23 protein-coding genes are annotated in these 24,114 nt (G+C 60.3%); 6 read left to right on the top strand and 17 right to left on the bottom strand.

Translation table 11 applies throughout. The annotated features are described in order from the left end of the window. Window positions 1–18: 18 nt before the first annotated feature. From ACZ9IM_RS13985 to ACZ9IM_RS13935, 11 genes are all read right to left on the bottom strand, one after another. A complete protein-coding gene (locus tag ACZ9IM_RS13985; protein ID WP_007907891.1) occupies window positions 19–945 on the bottom strand; it encodes a sugar ABC transporter substrate-binding protein in 927 nt (308 codons plus the stop codon). Window positions 946–997: 52 nt separating this feature from the next. Continuing rightward, a complete protein-coding gene (locus ACZ9IM_RS13980; protein ID WP_185022027.1) occupies window positions 998–1,168 on the bottom strand; it encodes a hypothetical protein in 171 nt (56 codons plus the stop codon). 144 nt (window positions 1,169–1,312) lie between these two features. Then, on the bottom strand, window positions 1,313–2,365 hold the full coding sequence (locus ACZ9IM_RS13975; protein ID WP_476224251.1) for a Gfo/Idh/MocA family protein: 1,053 nt from the start codon (window positions 2,363–2,365) through the stop codon (window positions 1,313–1,315). A gap of 149 nt (window positions 2,366–2,514) precedes the next feature. Beyond that, a complete protein-coding gene (locus ACZ9IM_RS13970) occupies window positions 2,515–3,375 on the bottom strand; it encodes a sugar phosphate isomerase/epimerase family protein (protein ID WP_448724532.1) in 861 nt (286 codons plus the stop codon). Window positions 3,376–3,528: 153 nt separating this feature from the next. Beyond that, complete coding sequence (iolG, locus tag ACZ9IM_RS13965) at window positions 3,529–4,554, bottom strand: bifunctional inositol 2-dehydrogenase/D-chiro-inositol 1-dehydrogenase (RefSeq protein ID WP_123494162.1); 1,026 nt, start codon at window positions 4,552–4,554, stop codon at window positions 3,529–3,531. 31 nt (window positions 4,555–4,585) lie between these two features. Beyond that, window positions 4,586–6,517: a 3D-(3,5/4)-trihydroxycyclohexane-1,2-dione acylhydrolase (decyclizing) gene (gene iolD, locus ACZ9IM_RS13960; protein ID WP_476224250.1), complete on the bottom strand. Its 1,932-nt coding sequence runs from the start codon at window positions 6,515–6,517 to the stop codon at window positions 4,586–4,588. Between the two features lie 147 nt (window positions 6,518–6,664). Continuing rightward, complete coding sequence (locus ACZ9IM_RS13955) at window positions 6,665–7,486, bottom strand: TIM barrel protein (RefSeq protein WP_123494158.1); 822 nt, start codon at window positions 7,484–7,486, stop codon at window positions 6,665–6,667. 26 nt (window positions 7,487–7,512) lie between these two features. Further along, complete coding sequence (locus ACZ9IM_RS13950; protein WP_476224249.1) at window positions 7,513–9,015, bottom strand: CoA-acylating methylmalonate-semialdehyde dehydrogenase; 1,503 nt, start codon at window positions 9,013–9,015, stop codon at window positions 7,513–7,515. A gap of 30 nt (window positions 9,016–9,045) precedes the next feature. Then, complete coding sequence (gene iolB / locus ACZ9IM_RS13945; protein WP_123494154.1) at window positions 9,046–9,855, bottom strand: 5-deoxy-glucuronate isomerase; 810 nt, start codon at window positions 9,853–9,855, stop codon at window positions 9,046–9,048. Beyond that, window positions 9,855–10,745 (bottom strand): myo-inosose-2 dehydratase, encoded by an 891-nt coding sequence (gene iolE, locus ACZ9IM_RS13940; RefSeq protein ID WP_427623046.1) that lies wholly within the window; start codon window positions 10,743–10,745, stop codon window positions 9,855–9,857. Before iolE ends, iolB begins: the two co-directional genes overlap by 1 nt. A 202-nt stretch (window positions 10,746–10,947) precedes the next feature. Beyond that, complete coding sequence (locus ACZ9IM_RS13935) at window positions 10,948–12,885, bottom strand: bifunctional 5-dehydro-2-deoxygluconokinase/5-dehydro-2-deoxyphosphogluconate aldolase (RefSeq protein ID WP_476224248.1); 1,938 nt, start codon at window positions 12,883–12,885, stop codon at window positions 10,948–10,950. Between the two features lie 310 nt (window positions 12,886–13,195). Here ACZ9IM_RS13935 and ACZ9IM_RS13930 point away from each other — a divergent pair, with 310 nt between their 5' ends. Continuing rightward, entirely contained in the window at window positions 13,196–14,116 is a 921-nt protein-coding gene (locus tag ACZ9IM_RS13930) for a MurR/RpiR family transcriptional regulator (RefSeq protein ID WP_007907898.1), read from the top strand. Window positions 14,117–14,204: 88 nt separating this feature from the next. Continuing rightward, window positions 14,205–14,816: a glutathione S-transferase gene (locus tag ACZ9IM_RS13925; protein ID WP_476224247.1), complete on the top strand. Its 612-nt coding sequence runs from the start codon at window positions 14,205–14,207 to the stop codon at window positions 14,814–14,816. A 228-nt stretch (window positions 14,817–15,044) separates the two neighbouring features. Here the strand turns inward: ACZ9IM_RS13925 and ACZ9IM_RS13920 are convergent, their stop codons facing one another. The 3 genes from ACZ9IM_RS13920 to ACZ9IM_RS13910 form a co-directional block, all read right to left on the bottom strand. Beyond that, a complete protein-coding gene (locus ACZ9IM_RS13920) occupies window positions 15,045–15,584 on the bottom strand; it encodes a hypothetical protein (RefSeq protein ID WP_476224246.1) in 540 nt (179 codons plus the stop codon). Window positions 15,585–15,816: 232 nt separating this feature from the next. Next, entirely contained in the window at window positions 15,817–16,764 is a 948-nt protein-coding gene (locus ACZ9IM_RS13915) for a hypothetical protein (protein ID WP_427623042.1), read from the bottom strand. A 182-nt stretch (window positions 16,765–16,946) separates the two neighbouring features. Beyond that, on the bottom strand, window positions 16,947–17,270 hold the full coding sequence (locus tag ACZ9IM_RS13910; protein ID WP_123360836.1) for a YdcA family protein: 324 nt from the start codon (window positions 17,268–17,270) through the stop codon (window positions 16,947–16,949). A 161-nt stretch (window positions 17,271–17,431) separates the two neighbouring features. On the opposite strand from ACZ9IM_RS13910, the gene ACZ9IM_RS13905 reads away from it, so the two are divergent. Then, the gene (locus ACZ9IM_RS13905; protein ID WP_123494142.1) at window positions 17,432–18,115 is read left to right on the top strand and encodes a response regulator transcription factor; all 684 of its coding nucleotides are present in this window, start codon (window positions 17,432–17,434) and stop codon (window positions 18,113–18,115) included. Continuing rightward, a complete protein-coding gene (locus ACZ9IM_RS13900; RefSeq protein WP_476224245.1) occupies window positions 18,093–19,487 on the top strand; it encodes a sensor histidine kinase in 1,395 nt (464 codons plus the stop codon). Before ACZ9IM_RS13905 ends, ACZ9IM_RS13900 begins: the two co-directional genes overlap by 23 nt. A 196-nt stretch (window positions 19,488–19,683) precedes the next feature. Here the strand turns inward: ACZ9IM_RS13900 and ACZ9IM_RS13895 are convergent, their stop codons facing one another. Together ACZ9IM_RS13895 and ACZ9IM_RS13890 are read right to left on the bottom strand one after the other, a co-directional pair. Continuing rightward, window positions 19,684–20,190, bottom strand: coding sequence for a DinB family protein (locus tag ACZ9IM_RS13895; RefSeq protein ID WP_008070680.1), 507 nt, complete (start codon window positions 20,188–20,190; stop codon window positions 19,684–19,686). A 224-nt stretch (window positions 20,191–20,414) separates the two neighbouring features. Further along, window positions 20,415–21,533 carry an NAD(P)/FAD-dependent oxidoreductase gene (locus tag ACZ9IM_RS13890; RefSeq protein WP_476224244.1) on the bottom strand — a complete coding sequence of 373 codons (1,119 nt, stop codon included), beginning with the start codon at window positions 21,531–21,533 and terminating at the stop codon, window positions 20,415–20,417. A gap of 277 nt (window positions 21,534–21,810) precedes the next feature. Here ACZ9IM_RS13890 and ACZ9IM_RS13885 point away from each other — a divergent pair, with 277 nt between their 5' ends. Next, window positions 21,811–22,107: a DUF2388 domain-containing protein gene (locus tag ACZ9IM_RS13885; RefSeq protein ID WP_008012177.1), complete on the top strand. Its 297-nt coding sequence runs from the start codon at window positions 21,811–21,813 to the stop codon at window positions 22,105–22,107. A gap of 65 nt (window positions 22,108–22,172) precedes the next feature. On the opposite strand, the gene ACZ9IM_RS13880 is transcribed toward ACZ9IM_RS13885, so the two are convergent. Beyond that, window positions 22,173–23,105, bottom strand: a complete 933-nt coding sequence (locus tag ACZ9IM_RS13880; RefSeq protein ID WP_427623039.1) for a pyridoxal-phosphate dependent enzyme — start codon at window positions 23,103–23,105, stop codon at window positions 22,173–22,175. A 239-nt stretch (window positions 23,106–23,344) separates the two neighbouring features. Here ACZ9IM_RS13880 and ACZ9IM_RS13875 point away from each other — a divergent pair, with 239 nt between their 5' ends. Further along, on the top strand, window positions 23,345–24,004 hold the full coding sequence (locus ACZ9IM_RS13875) for a methyltransferase family protein (protein WP_427623038.1): 660 nt from the start codon (window positions 23,345–23,347) through the stop codon (window positions 24,002–24,004). The last annotated feature ends 110 nt before the right edge of the window (window positions 24,005–24,114 follow it).

Here is a 24,114-nt window from a genome sequence, read left to right as displayed (position 1 = left end):
TGTTATCGAACGGACAGACTATTTGAAGGTGTCGACGTTTTGCAGCGTGATCAGGCGGTATGGCACCCACACGGCCGGCTCGACCGGTTCGTTTTTGGCCATTTTTACCGCCGTGTCGATCGAACCGTCCGCCTGACCCTTGGCGTCCTGGAACACCGAGACCAGCAGAGAGCCCTTCTTCACCGCGTTCAAACCGTCGGGCGTACCGTCGACACCGGCGATCAGCACACTGCCTTTGGCGACGCCAGCCTGTTGCAGCGCCATTGCCGCGCCAATCGCCATCTCGTCGTTGTTAGAGACCACCGCGTCGAATTTTCGGCCCTGGGTCAGCCAGTCGTTAACCAGGGTCATGCCCTTGTCCCGCGACCAGATGCCGGACTGCTCTTGCTCGATCTTGATGTTCGGGTACTTGGTCAGCACCTCTTTTACGCCCTTGGTGCGGTTGGTGGTGGAGTTGTTGGCCAAATCACCGAGCAGAATCACGATGTCGCCCTTGCCGCCCATTTTTTCGGCCAGGTACTGCATCTGCATCTGGCCGGCCTCCAGATCGTTGGAGGCGACAGTGACCACGCCTTTGGGCAGGTTCAGGTCATCGGGACGGCGATTGACGTACACCAGCGGAATACCGGCCTTGACCGCTGCTTCAGTGATTTTTTTGGTGGCGGCGGTATCCACCGGGTTGACCACAATGGCGTCGACCTTCTGGCTGATGAAGCTTTCTACCTGGCTCAACTGCCTGACCACGTCGCTGCGGGCGTCTTCGAACTGCAGCTTGACGCCATCGGGATAGGACTTGGCTTTGGTGTCCATGGATTCGCGCAGGTAGGTCAGCCAGGTGTCATCGAACTGCGACATGCTGACGCCGATCTTCATGTCAGCGAGTGCGGCGCCGCTGGCGAACATCAGGGACAAGGCCAGCGAGGCGAAACGGATCTTGGTCTTCATGAAAAGTCTTTCTCCACATTCTTGTTGGTTTTATGGATAAGGCGTGACGATTTCAGTGAGCGGGCAAGCGGACAATCGGTGCACCCGGAATACAGCAGACCAGGGCGCCGTTGCGTTCGACGCAAAGCAAGCGAAAGAAGGAATGAAACGAGACGCGAGGCAGGTCGCGAGAGAGGTGCAGCGCGGAACGTAAAGCATGCAAAGCAGGGTTGAAGGTTTTCATCGACGGTACCTGGCTTTTGTTTCTTGTTTTTGGTGCGTCCTTCACCCGTTCAAGGCCTGCTTGAGCGTGATCGGACGTTGATAGTCGGCAACCTGGAAATGACTTTATTGGAAAATAATTTCTATATCAACTCATTTTAGAATTTTATTCTGATTTTATTCCATGGCTCTCAAACGGGCTCAGTGCCACCACTTGATGTCGCTCGAAGCTGAGCCGCGCAGCGTCTAGCACGCGGGTGGTCGCCAGTGCATCACGTGCCTCGACCGGCAGTGGGCCACCGCTCTGTAACGCGGTTTGTAGCTGCAAATAGAACTGATTCCAACAGCCACGCTCGGACGGCACCCGCTCACGCACCTCGCCCTGCTCGAACCAGCCCCAGCGCCGGTGCTCTTCGACGCCCCAGCGCTCGCCTTCGGATTTCGGCGAGAGCCCGGCGAGGGTTGACGCCTCCTGCCCGTCCAGACCATCGACGCTGTAACAGCCCTGGGTGCCGGTCACGCGAAAACGCGGGCCGGGGGTGTTTTGCAGGCAACTGCCGCCCAGGTGCGAGATCACTCCGTTGGCATGGGTCAGGGACATAAAGAAGCCGTTGTCGAAGGTCTGGTCTTTTTCGAGGTAATCCAGTTCGGAGTAAACCCGGGTGACGGGGCCGAACAACAAGAGCGCCTGATCCACCAGATGACTGCCTAGATCGCGCAAAAAACCGCCGCCGCTGCCGTTGTTCACCGACTGTGGCGAATAGCGCTCGATCCGCGATTCGAAACGGGTGACCTGACCCAGCGCACCGGACTCGATGAGTTTGCGCACGGTGAGAAAGTCCGAGTCCCAGCGCCGGTTCTGGTAGACGCTCAGTTGCACGCCTTGGCGCTCAGCCATGGTGATCAGGGTTTGCGCTTGTTGCGCATCAGCAGCGAACGGCTTGTCGCTGACCACCGCCACTTCGTGTTCGATGGCGTCGAGCACCAGCGCCGGGCGACCTTTGAGTGGCGTGGAGATCACCAGCACATCGACCCCGGCTTCGACCAGTTGACCGATGCTGTCGAAGGCCGGCACACCGGGATGTTCCGCCGCCAGCAGTTGTCGGCGCTCGGCAGAACGGGTGACCACGCCTACAAAGGTCGCCGCCGGCAAACTGCTGATCAGCGGAGCATGAAAAAACCGGCCGCCATGGCCGTAACCGACAAGTCCGATACGCATGAATCAACTCCTTCTTATTGTTATGCACCCGATGATCATTCCCACGCTCTGCGTGGGAATGCCGCCATGGACGCTCTGCGTCCGCTTTGTGACGCAAAGCGTCACGGGATGCATTCCCACGCGGAGCGTGGGAACGATCGGTTACGGGGTTATTGGCAGAGTTCGCGGGTCACGCGTTCGAGCATCATGCGGTTGGACTCGTCCGGCCGGTCTTCCCAGGCGAATACCGAGACGGTCGCGATGCCATCGAACTTGATCTCGCGCAAAGTGCCGAAGAACGCTTCCCAGTCGACCTCACCCTGGCCGATGTCCAGATGCTGGTGCACGGTGGCGGTGACGCCCGGCGGGTTGACGATGTAGCGCAAGCCCGAGGACGCCTTGTGGTTGTAGGTATCGGCGATGATCAGGTGCGTCAGTTTCGAGCCGGCGTACTTGAGCATCGAGGCGATGTCACCGACACCGTCGTCATAGAAAAACGTGTGCGGCGCGGCGTAGAGGTAGTTGATCCAGTCACGGTCCAGACCGCGAATGATGTCTACCGACTCATTGTTGCGCTCGCAGAAGTCATAAGGATGGGCCTGGATATCGAGCTTGATGCCTTCGCGTTCGAACTCGGGGATCAGCTCGTCCATGGAGCGCATGAACTGGTTTTCGCACACCAGCGGGTTGTCCGACTGGCCGGTGAACTCGGTATTGACCAGTTCGCAGTCCATCTCCACGGCAATCTGGATCGCGCGCTTCCAGTTACGCACGGCGGCCACACGCAAACCTTCATCGGCGGCAGCCCAGTGGTACATCGGTAATAAGGAAGAGAGTTTGACCCCGGTGTCGCTCAAGGCTTTGCGAAATTCCTTGATCCGCGCCTTGTCGACCCGCGGGGCTTTATAGAACGGCAGGAAATCTTCCCGGGGCGACAACTCGATGTGTTCGTAACCAAGCTCGGCAACCTTGTCGACCATCTTTCCCAGGGACAGGTTGCGGTACATGTAGGGGTCTAGTGCGATGCGCATGTTTTTTTGTTCTCCATCACCTTACGCTGATCGTTCCCACGATCTGCGTGGGAACGCCGCCATGGACGCTCTGCGTCCGTTTTGTGACGCGGAGCGTCACGGGATGCATTCCCACGCAGAGCGTGGGAACGATCAGTTACAGAGGATCAGTGGTTAGCCGTAGAAATGGGGGCGGTCTGGCAGGCCGACTTTGACGATCTGGCCGCTGTTCTGCGCTTCGATGCAGGCATCCGCCGCCACCGCTGCCGCGAAACCATCCCATGCCGATGGCCCGCCGACCTGCCCGGTCCGCACGCCATCAATGAACGCCTGCAATTCGACGTCATACGCGGCGATGAACCGGTCCTTCCAGTCCATCAAAATTGCATTGGACAGCTTCGCCCCGCTGCGCAATTGAACCTGCGACGGCTCCGGCAGTTTGGCGATGCCGGTCTCCCCCACCACTTCGCACTGGATGTCGTAGCCGTACTGGCAGTTGACGAACACTTCCACATCGATGCGCGTGCCCTTGGCGGTTTCCAGCAGCACGATCTGCGGGTCTTTCAAATGGGCGTGGGCCTTGCTGGTCTTGCGCGGGAACACCACTTGCACCGACACATAATCGTCGTCGAGCAACCAGCGCAACACATCCAGCTCATGGATCAGCGTGTCGGTGATCGCCATGTCGGTCTTGTAGTTCTCACCCACGGTCGGGTTGCGGTGGGCGCAATGCAGCATCAACGGCTCGCCGATCTGGCCGCTGTCGATCACTGCTTTCAACGCCCGATAACCCTCATCGTACGGGCGCATGAAACCGACCTGCACCAGCCGCTTGCCGTGGGCCACTTCGGCCTCGACGATCTTGCGGCAGCCTTCGGCAGTGACCGCCAGTGGTTTCTCGCAGAACACCGGTTTGCCGGCGGCAATCGCTGCCAGTACAAATTCTTCGTGGCTCGGGCCCCAGGAGGTCACGAGGATCGCTTCGACTTCCGGTGCCTTGATCAGCGCATGACCGTCGGGATAGACCTCGGCAGTCAGTTTCAGATCGGAAACGACCTTGGCCGCTTGCTGCAAATTGATGTCGGTGACCGCGACGACCTGGCTGTTGAGCAAGGTCTGGCTGCAACGACGGATGTGGTCCTGGCCGATGGCCCCGGTGCCGATAACGCCGATCCGCAACGAATTGGAAAGCAAAGACATATAAACACTCCTGTGGGTTCGTTCAGGGCAATCAGTATTGACGGGCCTTGGCCAGTCGTTCGTTCAGGGTCTTGGCCACCGCATCGGTGCGGGCGCTGGTGGAGACTTGCGCCACGCCGACCCGCCACCACGACAGGTATTTGTGAATCATCGTCTTGGGCAAAACCTTGATATCGATCAGCGTCGACACCGTCTGCAACCGCGCATCCGCCAACGCAGCTTGCAACTCTTCAACGGTGTTCACTTTGTAAGTCTTGCAGCCATAAGCCGCCGCGCTCATGGCGAAATCCACCGGCACGAAACCGCCATCGAGCTTGCCGGTTTCAGGGTTGCGAAAACGGAACTCGGTGCCGAAGCTGTCCATGCCGTGTTCCATTTGCAGGTTGTTGATGCAGCCGAAGGTCATGTTGTCCAGCAGCACCACGTTGATCTTGCGCCGCTCCTGGATCGAGGTCGCCAGCTCCGAGTGCAGCATCATGTAGGAGCCGTCGCCCACCAGTGCGTAGACCTCGCGCTCAGGCTCGGCAAGCTTCACGCCCAGTGCGGCGTTCACCTCGTAACCCATGCACGAATAACCGTACTCGACGTGGTAGGTGTTCACGCCCTTGCTGCGCCAGCTGCGTTGCAGGTCACCGGGCAAACTGCCAGCGGCAGCGACGATCACGGCGTCATCGGCCAGGGTTTCATTGAGCACGCCGAGCACCCGGCTCTGAGTCAGGCAGGAACCGGTCAGCTCGATGAATTCGCGCAGCACTGCCGGGTCCATGTGGTCGTTGATTTCCGGAACGAAATCTTTCGCTTGGTATTCGACCTGATAAATGCGATCGACTTCTTCATCCAGTTGCGCCTTGGCTTGACGGGGTTGATCGCCCCAGCTCGAGCGGTAATCGCCCAGTGCTTCGGCCAGTGCCTGCAAGCCGGTTTTGGCGTCCGCCAGCAGCTGCACGCCGTCGAGCTTCAGCGCATCGCAGGGGCTGATGTTGAGGTTGAGAAATTGCACGTCCGGGTGCTTGAACAAGGATTTCGAAGCGGTGGTGAAATCGCTGTAGCGAGTGCCGACACCGATGATCAAATCAGCGTCCTTGGCCAGCAGGTTCGCCGCCAGGCAACCGGTTTCGCCGATCCCGCCAACGTTCAGCGGATGGCTGGACACCACCGCGCTCTTGCCGGCCTGGGTTTCGGCAAAGGGAATATCGAAGCGCTCCGCGAACGCCTGCAACGCTGCATTGGCGCCGGAATATTTGACCCCACCGCCGCAGATGATCAGCGGCTTGCGCTTGCCTTTGAACAGGGCCAACGCATCACCGAGCATCGCTTCGGTGCCCGGCCGGCGTTCGATGCGGTGTACGCGTTTTTTCAGGAAGTAATCGGGATAGTCGTACGCCTCGGCCTGCACGTCTTGCGGCAAGGCCAGGGTCACCGCGCCGGTTTCGGCGGGGTCGGTGAGCACGCGCATGGCGTGGATCGCCGCGGTCATCAGTTGCTCAGGGCGGTTGATCCGGTCCCAGTATTTGCTCACGGCCTTGAACGCATCGTTGGTGCTGATGCTCAGGTCGTGGAACTGCTCGATCTGTTGCAACACCGGGTCCGGTTGGCGGCACGCATAAACGTCACCGGGCAACAGCAGCAAGGGAATACGGTTGGCAGTGGCCGTCGCGGCAGCGGTCAGCATGTTCGCCGCCCCCGGCCCTACCGATGAAGAGCAGGCGTAGATCTTGCGCCGCAGGTGTTGCTTGGCAAAACCGATGGCGGCGTGGGCCATGCCTTGCTCGTTGCGACCCTGATGGACGATCAGGTCGCCGCTGTCCTGTTCCAGGGCTTGCCCCAGACCCAGCACGTTACCGTGGCCGAAAATGGTAAAGATCCCGGCGACGAATTTGCTCTGAACCCCATCGACCTCGATGTACTGGTTATCGAGGAATTTCACCAGGGCCTGGGCCATGGTCAGTCTTGTTGTGGTCATGTCCGATCCTTCAATACGTGAAGAAACCCTGTGGGAGCGAGCCTGCTCGCGATTGCGGTGTGTCAGGCGATATCAATGTTGAATGTGCCGCCATCATCGCGAGCAGGCTCGCTCCCACAGTTGATCTCCATCAGCCCAAAAGTGTTGTCAGGCCAGGGATTTCTGCAAGTGGTCCATACTCGCGCCAATCGCCGTCTGGATATCCGCCAGGCCATGGACGCTGTCGGCGAACGGTTCGAACGACAGGTAGCCGCTGTAGCCGCTACTGAGCAAGGTGTCGATCTGCGCCGCGTTACCGAGGATGTCGCCCTCGCCCACCAGCACCCGGTGGCCGTCGCGGATGGTCGCCAGTGGCGCCTCGGCATCTTCGACGCCGGAGATGTGCACCAGCCCGGTCAGCTCGGGGAAGAATTCATGTTCGCTGGCCAAGTGATGGTGAAAGGTGTCATGCACCAGACGGAACACATCCAGCCCACCGATGGCCTTGATCGCGTCGACCGCCGTGCGTTTGCGCCGTAGCGAGCATTCTTCGAAACCCAGCGGCTCGATGAAACCGAGGATGCCGTGATCGCGCAGGATCGGCGCCAGTTCACTCAACGCCGTGCGCAGCCCGGAAGCACGCTGCGCCTCGGTTCGTGGATCGGCACGGTCGTTCAACGGGCACATCACCAAACCCTGCGCGCCACAATCACGGGCATAAGCGGCGAGTTTCAGAGCGTGTGCACGGCGCTCGTCATTCCACACATCGAACGGATACAGCGCGTTGATCGACAATACGGTGATGCCTTTGGCCGCGCACAACTCACGCACGTGTTCGGGCGCGGTGCCGTCCTCGATCTCGACACCCTTGAGGTCGTTGCGGATCTCGATGGCGTCAGCCTTGAGGGTCACCGCCAACTCGATGAACGCGGGCAGGGACAAACGTGGGGCGACCATACGATTCAGGGCGAAACGCAGGGGTTTGCTCATTTTTTATTGTTCTCCGCACAAGTGAATTATTTGGCTGTCGGCATACTGAATTCAGGGCCCTTGGCGATGCTGTCAGGCCAGCGTTGCATCACGCTTTTGTAGCGGCTGTAGAAGCGGATGCCTTCTTCACCGTAAGCGTGGTGATCACCGAACAGCGAGCGCTTCCAGCCGCCAAACGAATGCCAGGCCATGGGCACCGGAATCGGTACGTTGATGCCGACCATGCCGACCTTGATGTTGCGGGCAAACGAGCGGGCGATGCCGCCATCGCTGGTAAAACACGACACGCCGTTGCCGAATTCATGGGCATTGATCAGCGCCACGGCGCTGGCGAAATCCGGCACGCGCACGATGCCCAGCACCGGCCCGAAGATCTCTTGCTGGTAGATGCTCATCTCGGTCGTGACGTTGTCGAACAGCGTCGCGCCGACGAAGAAACCGTTCTCGGCCCCCGGCACCTTGAAGTTGCGCCCGTCGACAATCAGCTGCGCACCCTGGGCCACGCCTTCACCGATAAAGCCCTCGACCTTGGCCTTGTGCTCGGCGGTCACCAGTGGCCCCATGTCGCTGTCGCCCTGCATGCCATCGCCGACTTTCAGTTGATCGATGCGCGGCAGCAGTTTGGCAATCAGTTGGTCGCCGACATCGCCGACCGCCACGGCAATCGAAATCGCCATGCAGCGCTCACCGGCCGAGCCGTAAGCGGCGCCGATCAATGCATCTGCCGCTTGGTCCAGATCGGCGTCGGGCATGACGATCATGTGGTTCTTCGCCCCGCCCAGCGCCTGTACGCGTTTGCCGCGCGAGGTCGCTTGCTGGTGGATGTACTCGGCAATCGGCGTTGAGCCGACAAAGGAAATCGCCTCGATGTCCGGGTGTTGCAGCAAGGCGTCGACCGCGGCCTTGTCGCCCTGGACCACGTTGAACACACCGTCCGGCAACCCGGCTTCGGTGAGCAAACGGGCCATCAGCAAACTGGCCGACGGGTCGCGCTCGGAAGGTTTGAGGATGAAGCAGTTACCGGTGACCAGCGCCAGCGGGATCATCCACAGCGGCACCATCACCGGGAAGTTGAACGGCGTGACGCCGGCACACACACCCAACGGCTGGCGCAGGTTCCAGTTGTCGATGCCGCCGCCGATGTTGTCGCTGAAATCGGTTTTCAGCAGGTTCGGTGCGCCACAGGCGTACTCGACGATTTCGATGCCGCGCGTTACTTCGCCCTTGGCGTCCGAGAACACCTTGCCGTGTTCGCGGCTGATGATTTGCGCCAGTTCATTGTGATGACGGTCGAGCAGTTCCTTGAACTTGAACATCACCCGCGAACGGCGCAGGGACGATTGCTCGGACCACGCAGGGAACGCCTGCAGGGCCGAGGCGACGGCATCGTCCACGGTCTTCTGGCTGGCCAGCCCGACCCGCGCCTGTACCGCGCCGGTGGCCGGGTTGAAGACATTGCTGAAGCGTTCGCTACCACTGTCCTGTACCTGACCGTCGATGTAATGGCCTATTACCGGGGCATCGCTCATTGTTCTTGTTCTCCCTTTGAATGTTGAAATTCAGAGATCCAACAGCCAGCTGTGCTGCGGATCGTTGTGGAACTGCCAGACGCGTTTCGGCCCGGCCATCACGTTCAGGTAATACGACTCGTAGCCGTAGGGCACGCTGACCGGGTGATAGCCCTTGGGCACGACGACCAGGTCGCTGTTTTCCACGGCCATGGCCTGGTCGATGCTGCGATCGTCGGTGTAGACCCGCTGGAACACGAAGCCCTGGGGCGGGTTGATCTGGTGGTAATAGGTTTCTTCGAGAAAGCTCTGGTGCGGTAGATCGTCGGTGTCGTGCTTGTGCGGCGGGTAGCTCGAGGAGTGCCCGGACGGCGTACGCACTTCCACCACCAGCAGCGAATGGGCCGGTTCGGTGTCCGGCAGGATGTCGCAGACGTAACGGGTATTGGCGCCCTTGCCGCGCACGCTGCGTTTCATGCTGTCGGGTTTGATCAGCCGTGGGCTGTGATTTTCGGCGGTCGAACCGGGCGCGGCGCAGACGGCGATCTGCACGTCGCTGAGTGCGACCACTTGCGCCTGACTGCCCGGTGGCAAGTACGCGGCGAATGGCGATTTGTCTTCGAAGACCGATTGGCGATCGCCGATGTTGTCCCAGTCAAACGCGCCCTGCCCCGGAGCTTCACCTTTGATGCTGACCCGACCGCTGAGCAGCACCAGACACAGTTCCTTGTCACCGGCGCTGACCGGCAGGGTTTCGCCGAGGCTCAGGCGGTAAGCGGCGAAGCCGACGTATTCCAGTTCACCCTGCCCCAACTCGACCATGGTCCGCCCGCGTGCATTACTCTTGACCAACAGGCTCATCACTTAATCCTCTCGTCGAGCAGCGCACGCAGCGTGTCGTAGCCTTTTTTGGCATAGACATAACTCGGTGCCACCGCCGGATCCTGCTCGGCCTCGACCACCAGCCAGCCGTGGTAATCGGCGCCCAGCAGGACGTCGAGCAAGGCGCCAAAATCGATATCGCCATCGCCGGGCACGGTGAACGTGCCATTGATGATGCAGTCCGGGAAGCTCCACAGGTTGTTGCGCGCCAGTTGCACCACCGGTTTGCGCACGTCCTTGAAATGCACGTGGCAGATGCGTTCGATGTGTTTGCGCAGCACCTGCAAGGGCTCACCGCCGCCCATGTAGCAGTGGCCCGAATCGAACAGCAGGCCGACTTCGCTGCCGGTCAATGCCATCAGTTTGTCGATGTCGGCCGGGGATTCGACGTAGGCGCCCATGTGATGGTGATACGCCAGACGCACGCCCTGGGACAGGGTGAAGCGTGCCAGTTCGGTGAGTTTGTCGGCGTATTCCTGCCAGGCCTGCTCGGTGTGAAAACGTGGACGCTCGACCAGTGGGATGCGCTGGCCTTGAATCGAGTCGGCGACTTCGCCATAGACCAGCACCTTGGCGCCGTTCTTCGCCAGCAGCTCGACATGGCTGGCGATGGCGTCGATTTCCTCGGCCACGGAGCGGCGGGCCAGACGGCTGGAATACCAGCCGGACACCAGCGCCAGATCGTAGGGCCGCAGCACGTCGCCGACGCCTTTGGCGTCCTTGGGGAATTTACCGTTGAGTTCGAAGCCTTCGTAGCCGATGTCCTTGCCTTCGCTGAGGGCGGTGCTCAACGGCGTCTCGCCACCGAGGGACGGCAAGTCGTCGTTGCTCCAGGAGATCGGGTTGATGCCAATTCGGATAGCGGGCATGGCTGCACCTTTTATTGTTTTTACTAAAATGTTCAACCGATCACATGTGGCGAGGGAGCTTGCTCCCGCTCGGCTGCGAAGCAGTCGCAAACCTGTGAATGCGGTTTACCTGATGCACCGGGCTGGTTGATTTGGGACTGCTTCGCAGTCCAGCGGGAGCAAGCTCCCTCGCCACAAAAGCCCCATCAATCAGCTAATTTGTTCAGGCCCGGGCCGTGCGCCAGGCCTCGATCAATTCGACGAACGTGCCCTGCACCTGGCGGATCAGCGTTTCGTCGTCGATTTCACCGGCCATCCACGCGCGGCTCGGCTCCTGGAAAATCGTCCGGCCTACGGCGAAACCACGACAGGTCTGGCTCTGGCTGGCCTGCTGAAACCCTTCGGCCAACGCTGCCGCCGGTGCATTCAAGCCCAGCAGCACCACGCCACGGCAATACGGATCGCGTTCCTGAATCAGCTCGTCGAGTTGTTTCCATTCCTCGGCGCTTTGCGCTTCGATCTTCCACCATGCTGGGTAGATGCCCAGGTTGTAGAGGCGTTTGAGGGCGCGATACAGCACTTCCGGATGCTGTGATGGGTGATCCTTGGGCGGAATAATCTCCAGCAGCAGTTCATGACCGCTGACTTGCGACGCCTGATACAGGCCCTTGATCTGTGCTTCCTGCTCCAGACGCAGCAGTGGCTCGTCGTCGGGGTGGAATTGCACCAGGCATTTGATGATCTGCTCTTGTGGCCAAGCGATCAGGTTGCTGCCGATCGAGCGACCGTGCTCGAACGCCAATGGCCGCGAGCCCTGCACCTCCACCGGCCGTGCCACCCACCAGCCGCGACCGGTGGCAGCATTCAGCGAGTCCTGACCGAAACGTTGATCGGCCAGCAAGCCGACGTCGGCGTCGACGCCCTGCTCACGCAAATCCGCTTCGACCCGTTCCACGGCTTTGATAAAGAGTTGTTTGAGTTCGCCAATGCTGCTCAGGTCGCGTCCGCCCTTGTGGGCCAGTTCCACCAGTTGCCCGCGATGATCGAAAGCGAAGATGAACAGTTGCTTCCACTGTTTGCGTGGCACGCTGACCTGATGCAGTCGCTGCAACACGGCGTCCTGATCCGGCCGGGTGATTGGCACCGGGCTGTTGAATAGATAGTCGAGTTCGGCACGGGTCGGCATCGCCGGGGCGCAGGCGTGGCGCGACACCACCAGAGCGCCACAGGCATTGGCCAACTGGCAGCAACGCTCGTCGCTGGCATCCTCCAGCCAGCCGCTGAGGAAACCCGACATGAAGGCATCGCCGGCCCCCAGCACATTCAGCACTTCGACGCGCACGCCGGGGTAGATCGCGCCGTCTTCGAGACGCGCCGGAATCACTCCGTGAATCACCGTGCAGCCTTGCGGGCCGAGCTTGACCACCAACGTCGCCGCGCTCAGGCGCCGGACGTTTTGCAATGCAGTGAGCAAATCCTCGGAGCCCCCGGCAATCAGGAATTCTTCTTCAGTGCCGACGATCAGGTCGAAGCGCGGGAGGATTTTCTGCACGTGCTGGCTGACATTCTGGTCGGCGACGAACCGGGTTTCGCCGTCTGCCTTGCCGGCCAGGCCCCAGAGCACCGGGCGATAGTCGATGTCCAGCACCCGTTTGACGTTGTGCTTCTCGGCATAGTCCAGCGCCTGAATGCTCGCCTTGTAGACGCCGTCGGTGGAGAAATGGGTGCCGGTAATCAGCAGGGCTTTGCTGGAAGCAATGAAGGCTTCGTTGATGTCTTCGGCGCGCAACGCCATGTCGGCGCAGTTTTCGCGGTAGAACACCAACGGAAAGGTTTCGCGGTCCTTGAGGCCCAGCAGGACCATGGCGGTCAGACGTTCCGGATCGACCTTGATGCCGTTGACGTCGCAGCCTTCGCGGGCCAGCGATTCAACGAGGAAGCGACCCATGTGGTCGTCCCCTACCCGGCTCAGCATCGCCGACTTCAGACCTAGCCGAGCGGTGCCGAAGGCGATGTTGGCGGACGAACCGCCGAGGTATTTGGCGAAGCTGCTCACATCCTCCAGCCGCGCTCCGACTTGCTGCGCATAGAGGTCGACGCCTAGGCGCCCCAGGCAAATCAGATCCAATTGACGCCCACTGGCAAAACGAGTCTGGCCCATGCTGGCTCCTGTTATTTTTATCAGCCTGCGTTCGGGGCGATGAAGGCGCCGAACACTCTTGGTGGATGCAGACTAAAACGACCGGGACCGAACAATCAATAATTATTCTAAATATTTTTGCGTGGAATATTTTTTCCAATAAACTTTTACACAAGCGTTCCAGACACAGTGCATCGTTTCAGCAGACCCCAAGGCGGGCGCAAGCTCAAGATTTTATTCCGGCCTACCCTGTAGACTGCGCACAGCCAACCTATTGTCAGGGGATGACGCGACCTGTCATCTCTATAAGCACAAGCCAGAAGGATTCCTTATGTCCCGCACCGATCAGCCGGCTACGACCGAGAGCACGCCCGACAGCGATCTCGCCAGCCCTCCGATCAATGCCGAGCGTTTGTTGCAGTTGATCACCGATGAATACGAAAGCCTGCCGCGCCAGCTCAAACGCATCGCCAGCTATATGAGCCAGCAGAGCGACCGGATCATGGTCGACCGCATCAGCGACATCGCCCGTGAATGCGAAGTGCACCCGTCGGCCATCGTGCGGTTTTCCCAGCGTTTCGGGTTCAGCGGTTTCAGTGAAATGCAGGCGCTGTTTCGCGAGGCCTACACCCACAAGACCACGCCGGTGCAGAATTACCAGCAGCGTATTCGCAGCATGATCGCCAACAAGTCGCAGAAAGCCAGCGGCGGCGACCTGGCGCGCGAATGCATCAATGCCACCCTGTCGGGCATCGAGCGGCTGGGGCTGGAACTCGATGACCAAGCCTTCGACAAGGCCGTGGACCTAGTGGTGAATGCCGACAACATCTACGTAGTCGGGGTGCGCCGCTCGTTCGCGGTGGCCGACTACCTGGTCTACAACCTGCAACACACCAACAAGCGCATCCACCTGGTGTCGGGTCTGGGCGGCAGTTACCGCGAGCAGATGCGCAGCGTGCGCGCCAATGACCTGGTGATCGCCATCAGCTTTACGCCCTACGGCAAGGAAACCCAGCACTGCCTGCGTATTGCCCAGCACCATCAGGCGAAAACCCTGATCATCACCGACAGCAACCTTTCACCTTTGGCCAAGCGCGCCAACACGGTGCTGTTGGTCAACGAAGGCAGTTCGTTTGCCTTCCGTTCGTTGAGCGCGACCTTGTGCCTGTGCCAGGCGCTGTTTATCGCCGTGGCTTATCGACTGGAATTGAAGGTCGATGAGATTCATGAGCAGGTGGGGTTTGAGGATTAGCCTTTGAGGATTAACGCGAGGCTGTTTGCGAGTTGCTGAACCTCAGCTAAGGTTGTCCATCCCCCAAGGACCGTCGAGGAGAGGCTTAATGAAACTGATCGGCATGCTGGATTCGCCCTACGTACGGCGCGTCGCCATTTCCGCCAAATGCCTGGGCATACCACTGGAGCACGAGTCGGTTTCGGTGTTCAGAAACTTCGAGCAGTTCCAGCAGATCAACCCGGTGGTGAAAGCGCCGACCCTGGTGCTGGATGACGGCGAGGTGTTGATGGATTCGACGCTGATCATCGACTACCTGGAAGCTCTGGCCGCGCCGGGTAACAGCCTGATACCCAACGATCTGCAGCAACGCTTGCGCTCGCTACGGCTGATCGGCCTGGCGTTGGCAGCATGTGAGAAGTCGGTGCAGCTTTACTACGAACGTAACCTGCGGCCAGCGGAAATTCAGTACGCGCCCTGGGTGGAACGGGTCGAAGGGCAATTGGCCGCGGCGTATTCGGCGCTGGAGCGGGAGCTGGAAAAACAGCCACTGAAGACCGACGGTTCGATTGCGCAGGACGGGATTACCCTGGCGGTGGCCTGGAGTTTTACCAACCTGGTGGTGCCGGATCAGGTGGAAGCCGCGCGGTTTGCGCGGATCAGCGCGTTCACGGCGTATGCCGAGGGGCTTGAGGTGTTTGTCGGTACGCCGATTAACTGAGCCACAACGATCGTTCCCATGCTCTGCGTGGGAATGCATCCAATGACGCTCTGCGTCATATCGGACGCGGAGCGTCCGGGGCGGCATTCCCACGCGGAGCGTGGGAACGATCATCACAGGTCATCGCCGATCATGCGGGCTACCTGTAGGAGCGAGCGGTGCGGCGATCCGACTTGCCCGCGAAGGCGTCCTCAAGCATTCCATTTCTGCCGCGCTCGGCACCGATCTTCAGCTGGAAAACACGTAGCGTCCTTTGACCTTCTTCGAGCCGAGGAATCCCAAGTCCGGGAACAACAGCGTTTTGAGGTAAGCGACAAAAAACACCATGCCCAGGGTGATCCCGGCACCGACGAGCGTCAGCAACGGATCTTCCTCAAACCCTTGAAACATGCGTGGAAACTGGCTCAGGGACAGGATCACGTAAATGGTGTAGGCCTGCGCAACGTTCCTGTAAAAACCCCAGGCGAACAGCAGCGGCACCCCTGCGGCAAACAGGGTGAAAAACACAGCGGCACCTGGCCCGATCATCGAGCCGAGGAAGAACCCGAAGACTGCACCGAGCAACGCTTGAGCAATCGTCAGAAACAGTAATGTCTTGATCTTGCCGGAGTGCCGCTGACACAGCGCAGGGTCCGCATAGGCACCGATCCAGTACGCCAGCACCCGATCCTTGACCTCCCCGCCGGACAGCGTCTTGAAAATTTCGGTCTTCGAACGCCCGCTTTCGAGCATCGTCACCAGTTGCCGTTTGCTTTCCTTTTTGTCCAAGGTATTTCTCCTGTCAGGCAACACAACATTAAAAGTGGGAGCGGATGAGCTCCTGCTGGGGCGATTCTCGCTGCTTGGGCATCCGAAAAGCAAAACGCCGCTTCTACCGGAGATAGAAGCGGCGCAGGCAAGCGTCTCAAAGGGATCACGTCAGCAAGGCAATCAGAATGATGATCGGGATCGGTACACCAAGAAGGAACAGCAATATAGAGCGCATGAGGGTTCTCCCGGGTTAGCGAACAGGTGGCAGCGTCGTGGTTGTGGTGGTCACGTAGGCATCGGTTTCCAGGTACTCCACGGCATCCCGACGACGACCGCCGAAGATCGCGGCGAGGCTGGCAAAAAATGCACCGGCCAGTAGCGCGACGAACATCCACAACGCCGTCAACGCTGCGGCTTTGGCCGCGGTATCAGCCGCTTGTTGCGCGGCCAGTTTGGCGTCGGCGACGGCTTTTTGGGTGCGGGCATAGACTTCATCGACACGACGTTCGGCGTCCGCTTGAGTGAGGTTGGTCCGCTGGGCGACCAGTTGTGCCAGGTAGGTCCGATCCTCGGGCGCCAGTTGACCGTCGTTACGCAGGCTGCGCGCGAAGATCCGGGTGACGGTGCCATTGACGGCGTCCTCGCTGACAGCGACTGGCCGATCATCACGAAACAGGCTGTCGATGAAGTAACCGTACGGATCATTGTCGGTATTACCGACCGCGCTACCGGCAGCCTGGGTCATGGCGCTGGCGGCACCGCCGGCGACCGTTGCCCCGGCCTGCACGCCGCCGCTGACGATGTTGCTGACCGAACCGACCACCAGGGTCGCGGTCACCAGCGTCGCGATACACCAGGCCAGGAAGCCATGGGCGGTGTCACGGAAGTAGACCTCATCGCCGTGCAGGTAGGCCCACCTCACCCGCAGGCGACCGGCGATGTAGCCGCCGAGCCCAGACGCCACGATCTGAGTAAAGGCCAGCCAGATAATCGTCGAGATACCCAGGCCCTTGGCGCTGACGCCTTCATGGGCCCACGGCGAAACCGCCGAAAAACCCAGGCCAAAACCAAGCAGTACGAGAATCAGCGACAACGCCGCAGCCGCCGCAGCCCCGGCGAAGATAGCGGCCCAGGACACGCCCGAGAGCGTGCTGAACTCATCTGCGACAGGATAAAAACCATCAGAGGATCTGTTCATTGTTGTAGTGCTCCAGGCAGGTGTTACAACTCGTCAAACGAGCAATTGCAGTCAACGTGCCAGTCGCACCACTTAGATAAATCTTTCTATTTCAATAAGTTGAAAACAATGAACTTCTCAGGGTCATGCAGTTTGCAAGGAGCCGGCCATATCGGCGGGTTTTATGCATTGCGCTAAATGAATTACTTGCGCTTGTAGCTCTTGTTGCCGCTGGGCGTCAGGCAATACACCCCGCCTCTTGGCCCGGTGCAGAACGTGCCGGTGCCGCAGGCGCAGCCATCGGAATCCTGCAACAGCGTCTGCGGTCGCGCTTGGTCTTTACTGCCAAACATCGCCGAGCAACTTTTCTTCGAACCACTGATGGAGCCGTCATTGCACAGGAACAGATCGCCGTCGCAACGATCGATGCCGCCCTTCTTCCCCGAACATGGCGTGTTGGCAGCCCAGGCGGAGGAGCCGAACATGCACAACAACAGCAAAAACATCGGCATCCAGCCACGAACCATTAAAGTGCGCACAGTGCAGCTTCCCTTTAGAGTTATGGCCGGATGATATCAACGTTCCGGGCAGGCTCACGAGGCAACATGAAAGTTAATTTAAAAAGCCGCGCGTAATTCTTGGCAAAATGAGCCCCACTTCGTATTGAACCGATTATCAGGCAAGCCCTATGACCCGCATCTTGACCATCGAAGACGACGCTGTGACCGCCCGGGAAATCGTCGCCGAACTGAGTAGCCACGGCCTCGACGTGGATTGGGTCGACAATGGCCGCGAGGGGCTTGCGCGCGCGGTCAGTGGCGACTACGACCTGATCACCCTCGACCGCATGCTGCCGGAGCTCGATGGCCTGGCGATTGTCACCACCCTGCGCACCATGGGCGTGGCCACGCCGATCCTGATGATCAGCGCCCTCTCCGATGTCGATGAACGGGTTCGCGGCTTGCGCGCCGGCGGCGACGATTACCTGACCAAACCATTCGCCACCGATGAAATGGCCGCCCGGGTCGAAGTCTTGCTGCGCCGGCAGAACACCGTGACCGCCCAGGCCACCACATTGCGCGTGGCGGATCTGGAGCTGAACCTGATCAGCCACGAGGCCAGCCGCGACAGCCAGTTGCTGACGCTGCTGCCCACCGAATACAAGTTGCTGGAATTTCTGATGCGCAACACCGGGCAGATCTTGTCGCGAATGATGATTTTCGAAGAGGTCTGGGGTTATCACTTCGACCCCGGCACCAACCTGATCGACGTGCACATCGGCCGTCTGCGCAAAAAGATCGACCCGCCCGGCAAAGCCCCACTGATTCGGACCGTGCGAGGCTCGGGTTATGTCATTGCTGAACCCCTCTAAAGGCTGGCGTTCCTCCAGCAGCCGCTTGCTGGCGCTCTACAGTTCGCTGTTCGTGGCCTGGAGCGGGATTCTCATGGGGGTCATGTACTACGAGGTGTCCAGCTACCTGGACACCCTGGCCAAGCATTCGTTGATGCAACGTCAGCATCTGTTTTCCCGATTCCAGGGCGCGCAACTGGAGGACGCCCTCGCCGCCAGTGTGACCTTCGACGTTCGCGGCATCGATGCCTATGGCCTGTTCGATGACCAGCGGCGTCACCTCAGCGGGCCCTTGCGCCAGATCCCCCAAGGCCTGCCGCTGGACGGCAAAATTCACATTCTCAGCGATTGCGTCGACGCCGACGACCCGACCCTGCCCGCCGACAGTTGCGATGCCACGGCAACCCGAACCCTGGACGGGCGCTGGCTGGTACTGGTGCGGGACAACGGTTCGTTGTTTGCCGTGACCCGGATCATCCTGCATGCGCTGCTGTGGGGCGTGTCGCTGACCATTCTGCCCGGCATCGCCGGCTGGCACTTATTGAGACGGCGCCCGCTGCGGCGGATCCGGGCGATCCAGGCCAGCGCCGAAGCCATCGTCGCCGGTGACTTGACCCGGCGCCTGCCGCTGTCCAACCGCCGTGACGAACTGGACATGCTCGCCGCCATCGTCAACGCCATGCTTGAACGCATCGAGCGCTTGATGAACGAGGTCAAGGGCGTGTGCGACAACATCGCCCATGACCTGCGCACACCGCTGACGCGCCTGCGGGCGCAGCTGTACCGGATTCAGCAGCAGGCCGATGACGGTTCGACGCTGGCCGTGCAACTGGATTCGGTGCTCGGCGAAGCCGATACCTTGATGGCGCGTTTTCGTGGGCTGTTGCGGATTTCCGAGCTGGAGGATCGCCAGCGCCGTTCGGGTTTCGTGCAACTGGACCCGGTGCCGTTGCTGCAAGAGTTGCATGACTTTTATCTGCCGCTGGCCGAAGAAGGCGAACTGACCTTTGAACTGCAACTGCCCGAGTCCCTGCCCCGACTCAATGGCGACCGGGCGCTGCTGTTCGAAGCCGTGGCGAATTTGCTGAGCAACTCGATCAAGTTCACGCCGCCGGGTGGCAAGGTGATTTTGCGTGGGGTGAATGACGCCGGGCATACACGAATCGAAGTACTCGACTCCGGCCCCGGCATTGCGCTGGCCGAACGTGAGGCGGTGTTTCAGCGCTTCTATCGCGCCGAGGGCGGTAACCCGCAAAGCGGATTCGGGCTGGGCCTGTCGATCGTCGCGGCCATCGTCAGCCTGCATGGGTTTACGCTGGAAGTGGGCAGCAGCGAACTGGGTGGTGCGTTGTTGGTGCTTGATTGCCGGCAGAGTTTGATTGCTCAGGCCTGACCCAAATCTCCTGAACTGACACATAACCTGTGGGAGCGGGCTTGTGGCGAGGGGGCTTGCCCCCGTTTGAGTGCGCAGCACTCACAAGATCTTTGGTACATCAGAGATTTTGGGGCTGCTTCGCAGCCCAACGGGGGCAAGCCCCCTCGCCACAGGTCGCTCCCACAGGGGATTTGCTTGGGCCGGGAAACTCGATTCAATACCCCGGAACCTCGCGCAGAAACACCGGCAGATCAGTGATCGGCGGCAGGGCCGGAATCTCGACGTACATCTGGACCACCCAGCCTCGGTGATAACTGGCGTGGTTGACCACATGCAACAGCATCGCGCCGGCGCTCATGACCCCGCTTTCCCCCGCGACGGAGGTGAATTCGATGGGTTGATCCAGCGAATCGTCGGTCTGGGCCGCACTCCATCCACAGAACCATTGATCGATCTCCTGTTGCGCCATTCGCAGCTCGGGGAGTTCGGTATGGAGCAGGTCATGTGAGGTTTTGAAGTCGTGCCCTCGGCCCTCCAGGTGGGCTTGCCAGATGCAGTCCACCACGTAGATATGGTTCAAGGTGCCGATGATGTTGTTGAACACCGACACCCGTTTGCGGTTGAGCTCTTCCGGTGGCAGCGCCATGAGGCTGTCAAAGAGTCGCTGATCGGCCCAGTGCCTGTAATCGGCGAGCATGCGGGCAGTGCGTACGTTGATCATCAGAGGTCTCCCATGAGGATGGGCGCATTGCCAAGAATAGCCCTCGCGGTGAATGGCATCGCAGACACTGATAACCGGCACCTTCACGACGACCTGTGTAGCAGCTGGCGAAGCCTGCGTTCGGCTGCGCAGCAGTCGTAAAACCTGCCCATGCGGTTTACCTGATAGACCGCAGTGCCTGAATTCACGACTGCTTCGCAGCCGAACGCAGGCTGCGCCAGCTGCTACGAGGAATGCGGAGCGGCTAGTATTTTTACCACCCGGTCGGCCAGCGCCAGGCAACTGGTCAGCCCCGGTGATTCGATGCCGAACAGGTTGACCAACCCCGGCACGCCATGCACATCCGGGCCGCTGATGATGAAGTCTGCGGCCGGTTCGCTCGGCCCGCTGATCTTCGGGCGAATCCCGCTGTAGGCCGGTTGCAGGCTGTTATCGGGCAATGCCGGCCAGTAACGCCGGATCGCCTGATAGAAACCTTCGCTACGGCGGGGATCGACGCGGTAATCGACTTGCTCGACCCATTCGACATCCGGCCCGAAACGCGCCTGACCGCCCAGGTCCAGGGTCATGTGCACGCCCAGCCCGGCGCTTTCCGGTGCCGGGTAAACCAGATGCCGGAACGGCGCCCGGCCGCTGAAACTGAAGTAACTGCCCTTGCACAGCCAGGCCTTGGGAACGTGCTGCGCTGGCAAGCCTTCGATCCGGCGCGCCACTTCAGGCGCGGACAATCCCGCGCAATTGATCAACTGACGACAGCTCAACGTCATCGGCTGGGCCCCACCCATGTACAACTCGAAACCGTGCCCGGTGCAACGGGCCGATTCCAATGGCGTGTGAAAGGCTATCGAAGTACCGCACGCTTCAGCATCTGCCTGAAGCGCCAGCATCAGGGCATGGGAATCGACGATGCCGGTGGATGGCGACCAGAGCGCGGCAACGCAGGACAACGCCGGTTCAAGCGCCCGCGCCTGCCCGGTATCCAGCCATTGCAGGTCATCGACACCGTTGCGCCGGCCCTGCTCCAGCAACGCCTGCAAGGCATGGCGCTGACGTTCATCGGTGGCCACGATCAGCTTGCCGATACGCCGGTAATCGACGCCGCGTTCATCGCAGAAGGCGTACAGCCGTTGCCTGCCCTCCACGCACAATTGCGCCTTGAGACTGCCGCTCGGGTAATAGATACCGGCGTGGATCACTTCCGAATTGCGCGAGCTGATGCCCACGCCAATCCCCTCGCCAGCCTCGACCAGAATCACTTCTCGCCCGATCCGCGCCAAAGCCCTGGCCACCGCCAGCCCGACCACACCGGCCCCGACCACCACGCATTCGATATCGACGCTCACCTGCCCTCCATTCATTCAAGCCAGCCCTCGCCTCGATAATCGACCACGCTGGAGATTATCGCCAGCATGCCCATGAAGATCCCGTCACGGGTTACATACAGGGTCGGGTGTTCGTCAGATACCACGATCCGGCTGCGTGATCAGTGGCTGACGATGGCGCAACCGTGCGGTTCTGAGCGCTCACCTGTGCCTATATCGAATCGGCAGGGAACTCCTGAGCACCGTCAGGCATCCTAAATTATGTGTTACTTCCTTTCCGCTTTCGGAGGACGCCGTCATGCGCCGTCTGTTGCTCATATCTTCACTAGTGCTTTGTTTGCCCGTTGGTTCGGCCATGGCCGATGTAGATGCAAAAGATGTCGCCACTTCGGCCGGGGTCTCCGCATCGCTGTACTCGACGTTCAAGGATGACAAAATCGTGATTCCCGCACGGGATGATGCCTCTAGCTTCGTGGCGAGTGGCGGTACGATTCGCGGCGTTTATCTGGAGTCGGTGCTGAAGGAAATTCGACAGAATCATCCCGACCTCAAGGCAAGCGACGAGGACTTGGCCAAAGCAATCCTCGCTCAATAAGATCCAGTCGCTGAAACCTGCAAAAATCAGCCGTGGGGCTCGCAACACTGGATAGTGTTCGGGCCCTAGGTTGCTTGCGCCCCAGCGGACAGGCGTGCCCAGCCGGCGACCAATTGCGCGCTGATGCTGACGCCGCCGCACACCACAATCACCACATCATGGGCCTCGGCGATCGCCGGATGGTCGAGGTACGCCACCGCCAATGAAACGCCGCACGCTGGCTCGACCAACTGACGCAGGTCGTTGGCGTAACGAACCACGCCCATGATCGCCTCATCATCGCTGAGCACCACGCACTCATGCGCAAAATCGAGGATGTGTTGCACCGGCCAGGCCGCCACCTGCGCCGCGCCAAGTGAGGTGGCGACGGTATCGATGCGCGGCAATCTGACCGGGTGGCCGGCACTGATGGCGGCCGCGAAAGACGCCGCGCCCTGGGTTTCGCAAGCAACGATTCGACAATCCATACGCTGATGACGGATCAGTCCAGTGAGCAGGCCCGCCAGCAACCCTCCGCCGCCCACCGACGTCACCAACACATCGACCTGAGGACAGTCCTCGAGAATTTCATCGATCATCGTGCTGTGCCCTTCCCACAACACTGGATGATCGAAGGCTGGCACGTATTCGGTGTCCGCGCCCTTTGCGAGTTCTTTCGCCCGTTGATTGGCTTCGTCCCAGACCTTGCCATGAACGATCACCTCGGCACCGGTTTTCCTGATCCTGGCGCGGGTGGTTTCCGGGGTGGTATTCGGCACCACGATGCAGGCTTTCAGCCCCAGGCTGGCAGCGGCCACAGCGGTGGCCAACCCGGCATTCCCCCCGGAAGGACAGACCACTTTGTGCTTGCCCTGCTCCGCTGCCTGACTGCACAGCAGGCCCATGCCGCGCAGTTTGAACGAGCCGCTGGGTTGCAGGTTTTCCAGCTTGAGCCAGATTCGCCGGGTCGGGGTTGACAGGCCTGGGTGCAGAATCAGGGGCGTTCTGATGTGAAGCATCGTGTGCTCCTTGTGACGCTCCCGACTCAACGAGATGTCCAACGCGCCGGGAGTGAATAGATAGAATCATCCTTATCCAAGCTTAGTTCACCCAGCCCCGCGGCTATCGTCCTGGCGATAACGCGCTGCCCCGCGCAGGAGCTGCCGCAGGCTGCGATCTTTTGATTTTTGAGCGATATTGATAGGGTCAAAAGATCGCAGCCTTCGGCAGCTCCTACATGTCCTTTGCGAAGTCAGTCATGAAAATCTCGGCCAAACTCGCGTTTTTCGCCCTCGTCAGCACCCTTGCCTACCTCGCTCTGGCGGTAGTCGGGCTGGGCGGGTTGGCAGCTTTTTTCTCGCACCCGCCGCTGGTGGTCATTGCGCTTGCAACCCTGGTGATGGCGATCGTGTCTTTGTTCAGCGAGGGCAACCTGAGCTCCGGCGAACGTGAAGACCGGGCCAATCGCTGGGTATTGCCGGTTTTCGGGGTACTTGGGCTGTTGAGTGGGTACCTGCCAGCCTATACCGACCGGATCGACTTCTGGACCTTCGGTGGCGAGGGCGTGCGCTGGCTGGGCGCGCTGTTGTTCATCGGCGGCGGCGCACTGCGGATGTGGCCGGTGTTTGTATTGGGCAAACGCTTCAGCGGTCTGGTGGCGATTCAGCCGGGGCACCGGCTGGTCACCGACGGGATTTATCGGACCTTGCGCAACCCCAGTTATTTGGGGCTGCTGATCAATGGCGTGGGCTGGGCGCTGGCCTTTCGCTCCGGGGTCGGGTTGCTGCTGGTGGCGCTGATGTTGATCCCGCTGATTGCCCGCATTCGCTCCGAAGAAGCGCTGTTACGCGCGCAGTTTGGCAGTGAATACGAGGCTTACTGCGCCCGTAGCTGGCGATTGATTCCGGGGATTTACTGAACCCACCACAATCTACTGTGGGAGATTCTATGGTTGAGGGGAAGCCCTCAACCCGTTTTCGCTTGGTATTCACTCTGCCCTTTCAGCAGTGCAAATACGACCCGTGCAAG

Source organism: Pseudomonas sp. TE12508, from assembly GCF_056279485.1.
Note: the sequence above shows the minus strand (reverse complement) of the source record. Positions and strands in the feature narration are given on the sequence as shown.

What these genes read in the sequence shown, in the direction of transcription:
- ACZ9IM_RS13985 (WP_007907891.1), bottom strand. Translation starts at nt 945, where the DNA reads ATGAAGACCAAGATCCGTTTCGCCTCGCTGGCCTTGTCCCTGATGTTC.
- ACZ9IM_RS13980 (WP_185022027.1), bottom strand. Translation starts at nt 1,168, where the DNA reads ATGAAAACCTTCAACCCTGCTTTGCATGCTTTACGTTCCGCGCTGCAC.
- ACZ9IM_RS13975 (WP_476224251.1), bottom strand. Translation starts at nt 2,365, where the DNA reads ATGCGTATCGGACTTGTCGGTTACGGCCATGGCGGCCGGTTTTTTCAT.
- ACZ9IM_RS13970 (WP_448724532.1), bottom strand. Translation starts at nt 3,375, where the DNA reads ATGCGCATCGCACTAGACCCCTACATGTACCGCAACCTGTCCCTGGGA.
- iolG (WP_123494162.1), bottom strand. Translation starts at nt 4,554, where the DNA reads ATGTCTTTGCTTTCCAATTCGTTGCGGATCGGCGTTATCGGCACCGGG.
- iolD (WP_476224250.1), bottom strand. Translation starts at nt 6,517, where the DNA reads ATGACCACAACAAGACTGACCATGGCCCAGGCCCTGGTGAAATTCCTC.
- ACZ9IM_RS13955 (WP_123494158.1), bottom strand. Translation starts at nt 7,486, where the DNA reads ATGAGCAAACCCCTGCGTTTCGCCCTGAATCGTATGGTCGCCCCACGT.
- ACZ9IM_RS13950 (WP_476224249.1), bottom strand. Translation starts at nt 9,015, where the DNA reads ATGAGCGATGCCCCGGTAATAGGCCATTACATCGACGGTCAGGTACAG.
- iolB (WP_123494154.1), bottom strand. Translation starts at nt 9,855, where the DNA reads ATGAGCCTGTTGGTCAAGAGTAATGCACGCGGGCGGACCATGGTCGAG.
- iolE (WP_427623046.1), bottom strand. Translation starts at nt 10,745, where the DNA reads ATGCCCGCTATCCGAATTGGCATCAACCCGATCTCCTGGAGCAACGAC.
- ACZ9IM_RS13935 (WP_476224248.1), bottom strand. Translation starts at nt 12,885, where the DNA reads ATGGGCCAGACTCGTTTTGCCAGTGGGCGTCAATTGGATCTGATTTGC.
- ACZ9IM_RS13930 (WP_007907898.1), top strand. Translation starts at nt 13,196, where the DNA reads ATGTCCCGCACCGATCAGCCGGCTACGACCGAGAGCACGCCCGACAGC.
- ACZ9IM_RS13925 (WP_476224247.1), top strand. Translation starts at nt 14,205, where the DNA reads ATGAAACTGATCGGCATGCTGGATTCGCCCTACGTACGGCGCGTCGCC.
- ACZ9IM_RS13915 (WP_427623042.1), bottom strand. Translation starts at nt 16,764, where the DNA reads ATGAACAGATCCTCTGATGGTTTTTATCCTGTCGCAGATGAGTTCAGC.
- ACZ9IM_RS13910 (WP_123360836.1), bottom strand. Translation starts at nt 17,270, where the DNA reads ATGGTTCGTGGCTGGATGCCGATGTTTTTGCTGTTGTTGTGCATGTTC.
- ACZ9IM_RS13905 (WP_123494142.1), top strand. Translation starts at nt 17,432, where the DNA reads ATGACCCGCATCTTGACCATCGAAGACGACGCTGTGACCGCCCGGGAA.
- ACZ9IM_RS13900 (WP_476224245.1), top strand. Translation starts at nt 18,093, where the DNA reads ATGTCATTGCTGAACCCCTCTAAAGGCTGGCGTTCCTCCAGCAGCCGC.
- ACZ9IM_RS13895 (WP_008070680.1), bottom strand. Translation starts at nt 20,190, where the DNA reads ATGATCAACGTACGCACTGCCCGCATGCTCGCCGATTACAGGCACTGG.
- ACZ9IM_RS13885 (WP_008012177.1), top strand. Translation starts at nt 21,811, where the DNA reads ATGCGCCGTCTGTTGCTCATATCTTCACTAGTGCTTTGTTTGCCCGTT.
- ACZ9IM_RS13880 (WP_427623039.1), bottom strand. Translation starts at nt 23,105, where the DNA reads ATGCTTCACATCAGAACGCCCCTGATTCTGCACCCAGGCCTGTCAACC.
- ACZ9IM_RS13875 (WP_427623038.1), top strand. Translation starts at nt 23,345, where the DNA reads ATGAAAATCTCGGCCAAACTCGCGTTTTTCGCCCTCGTCAGCACCCTT.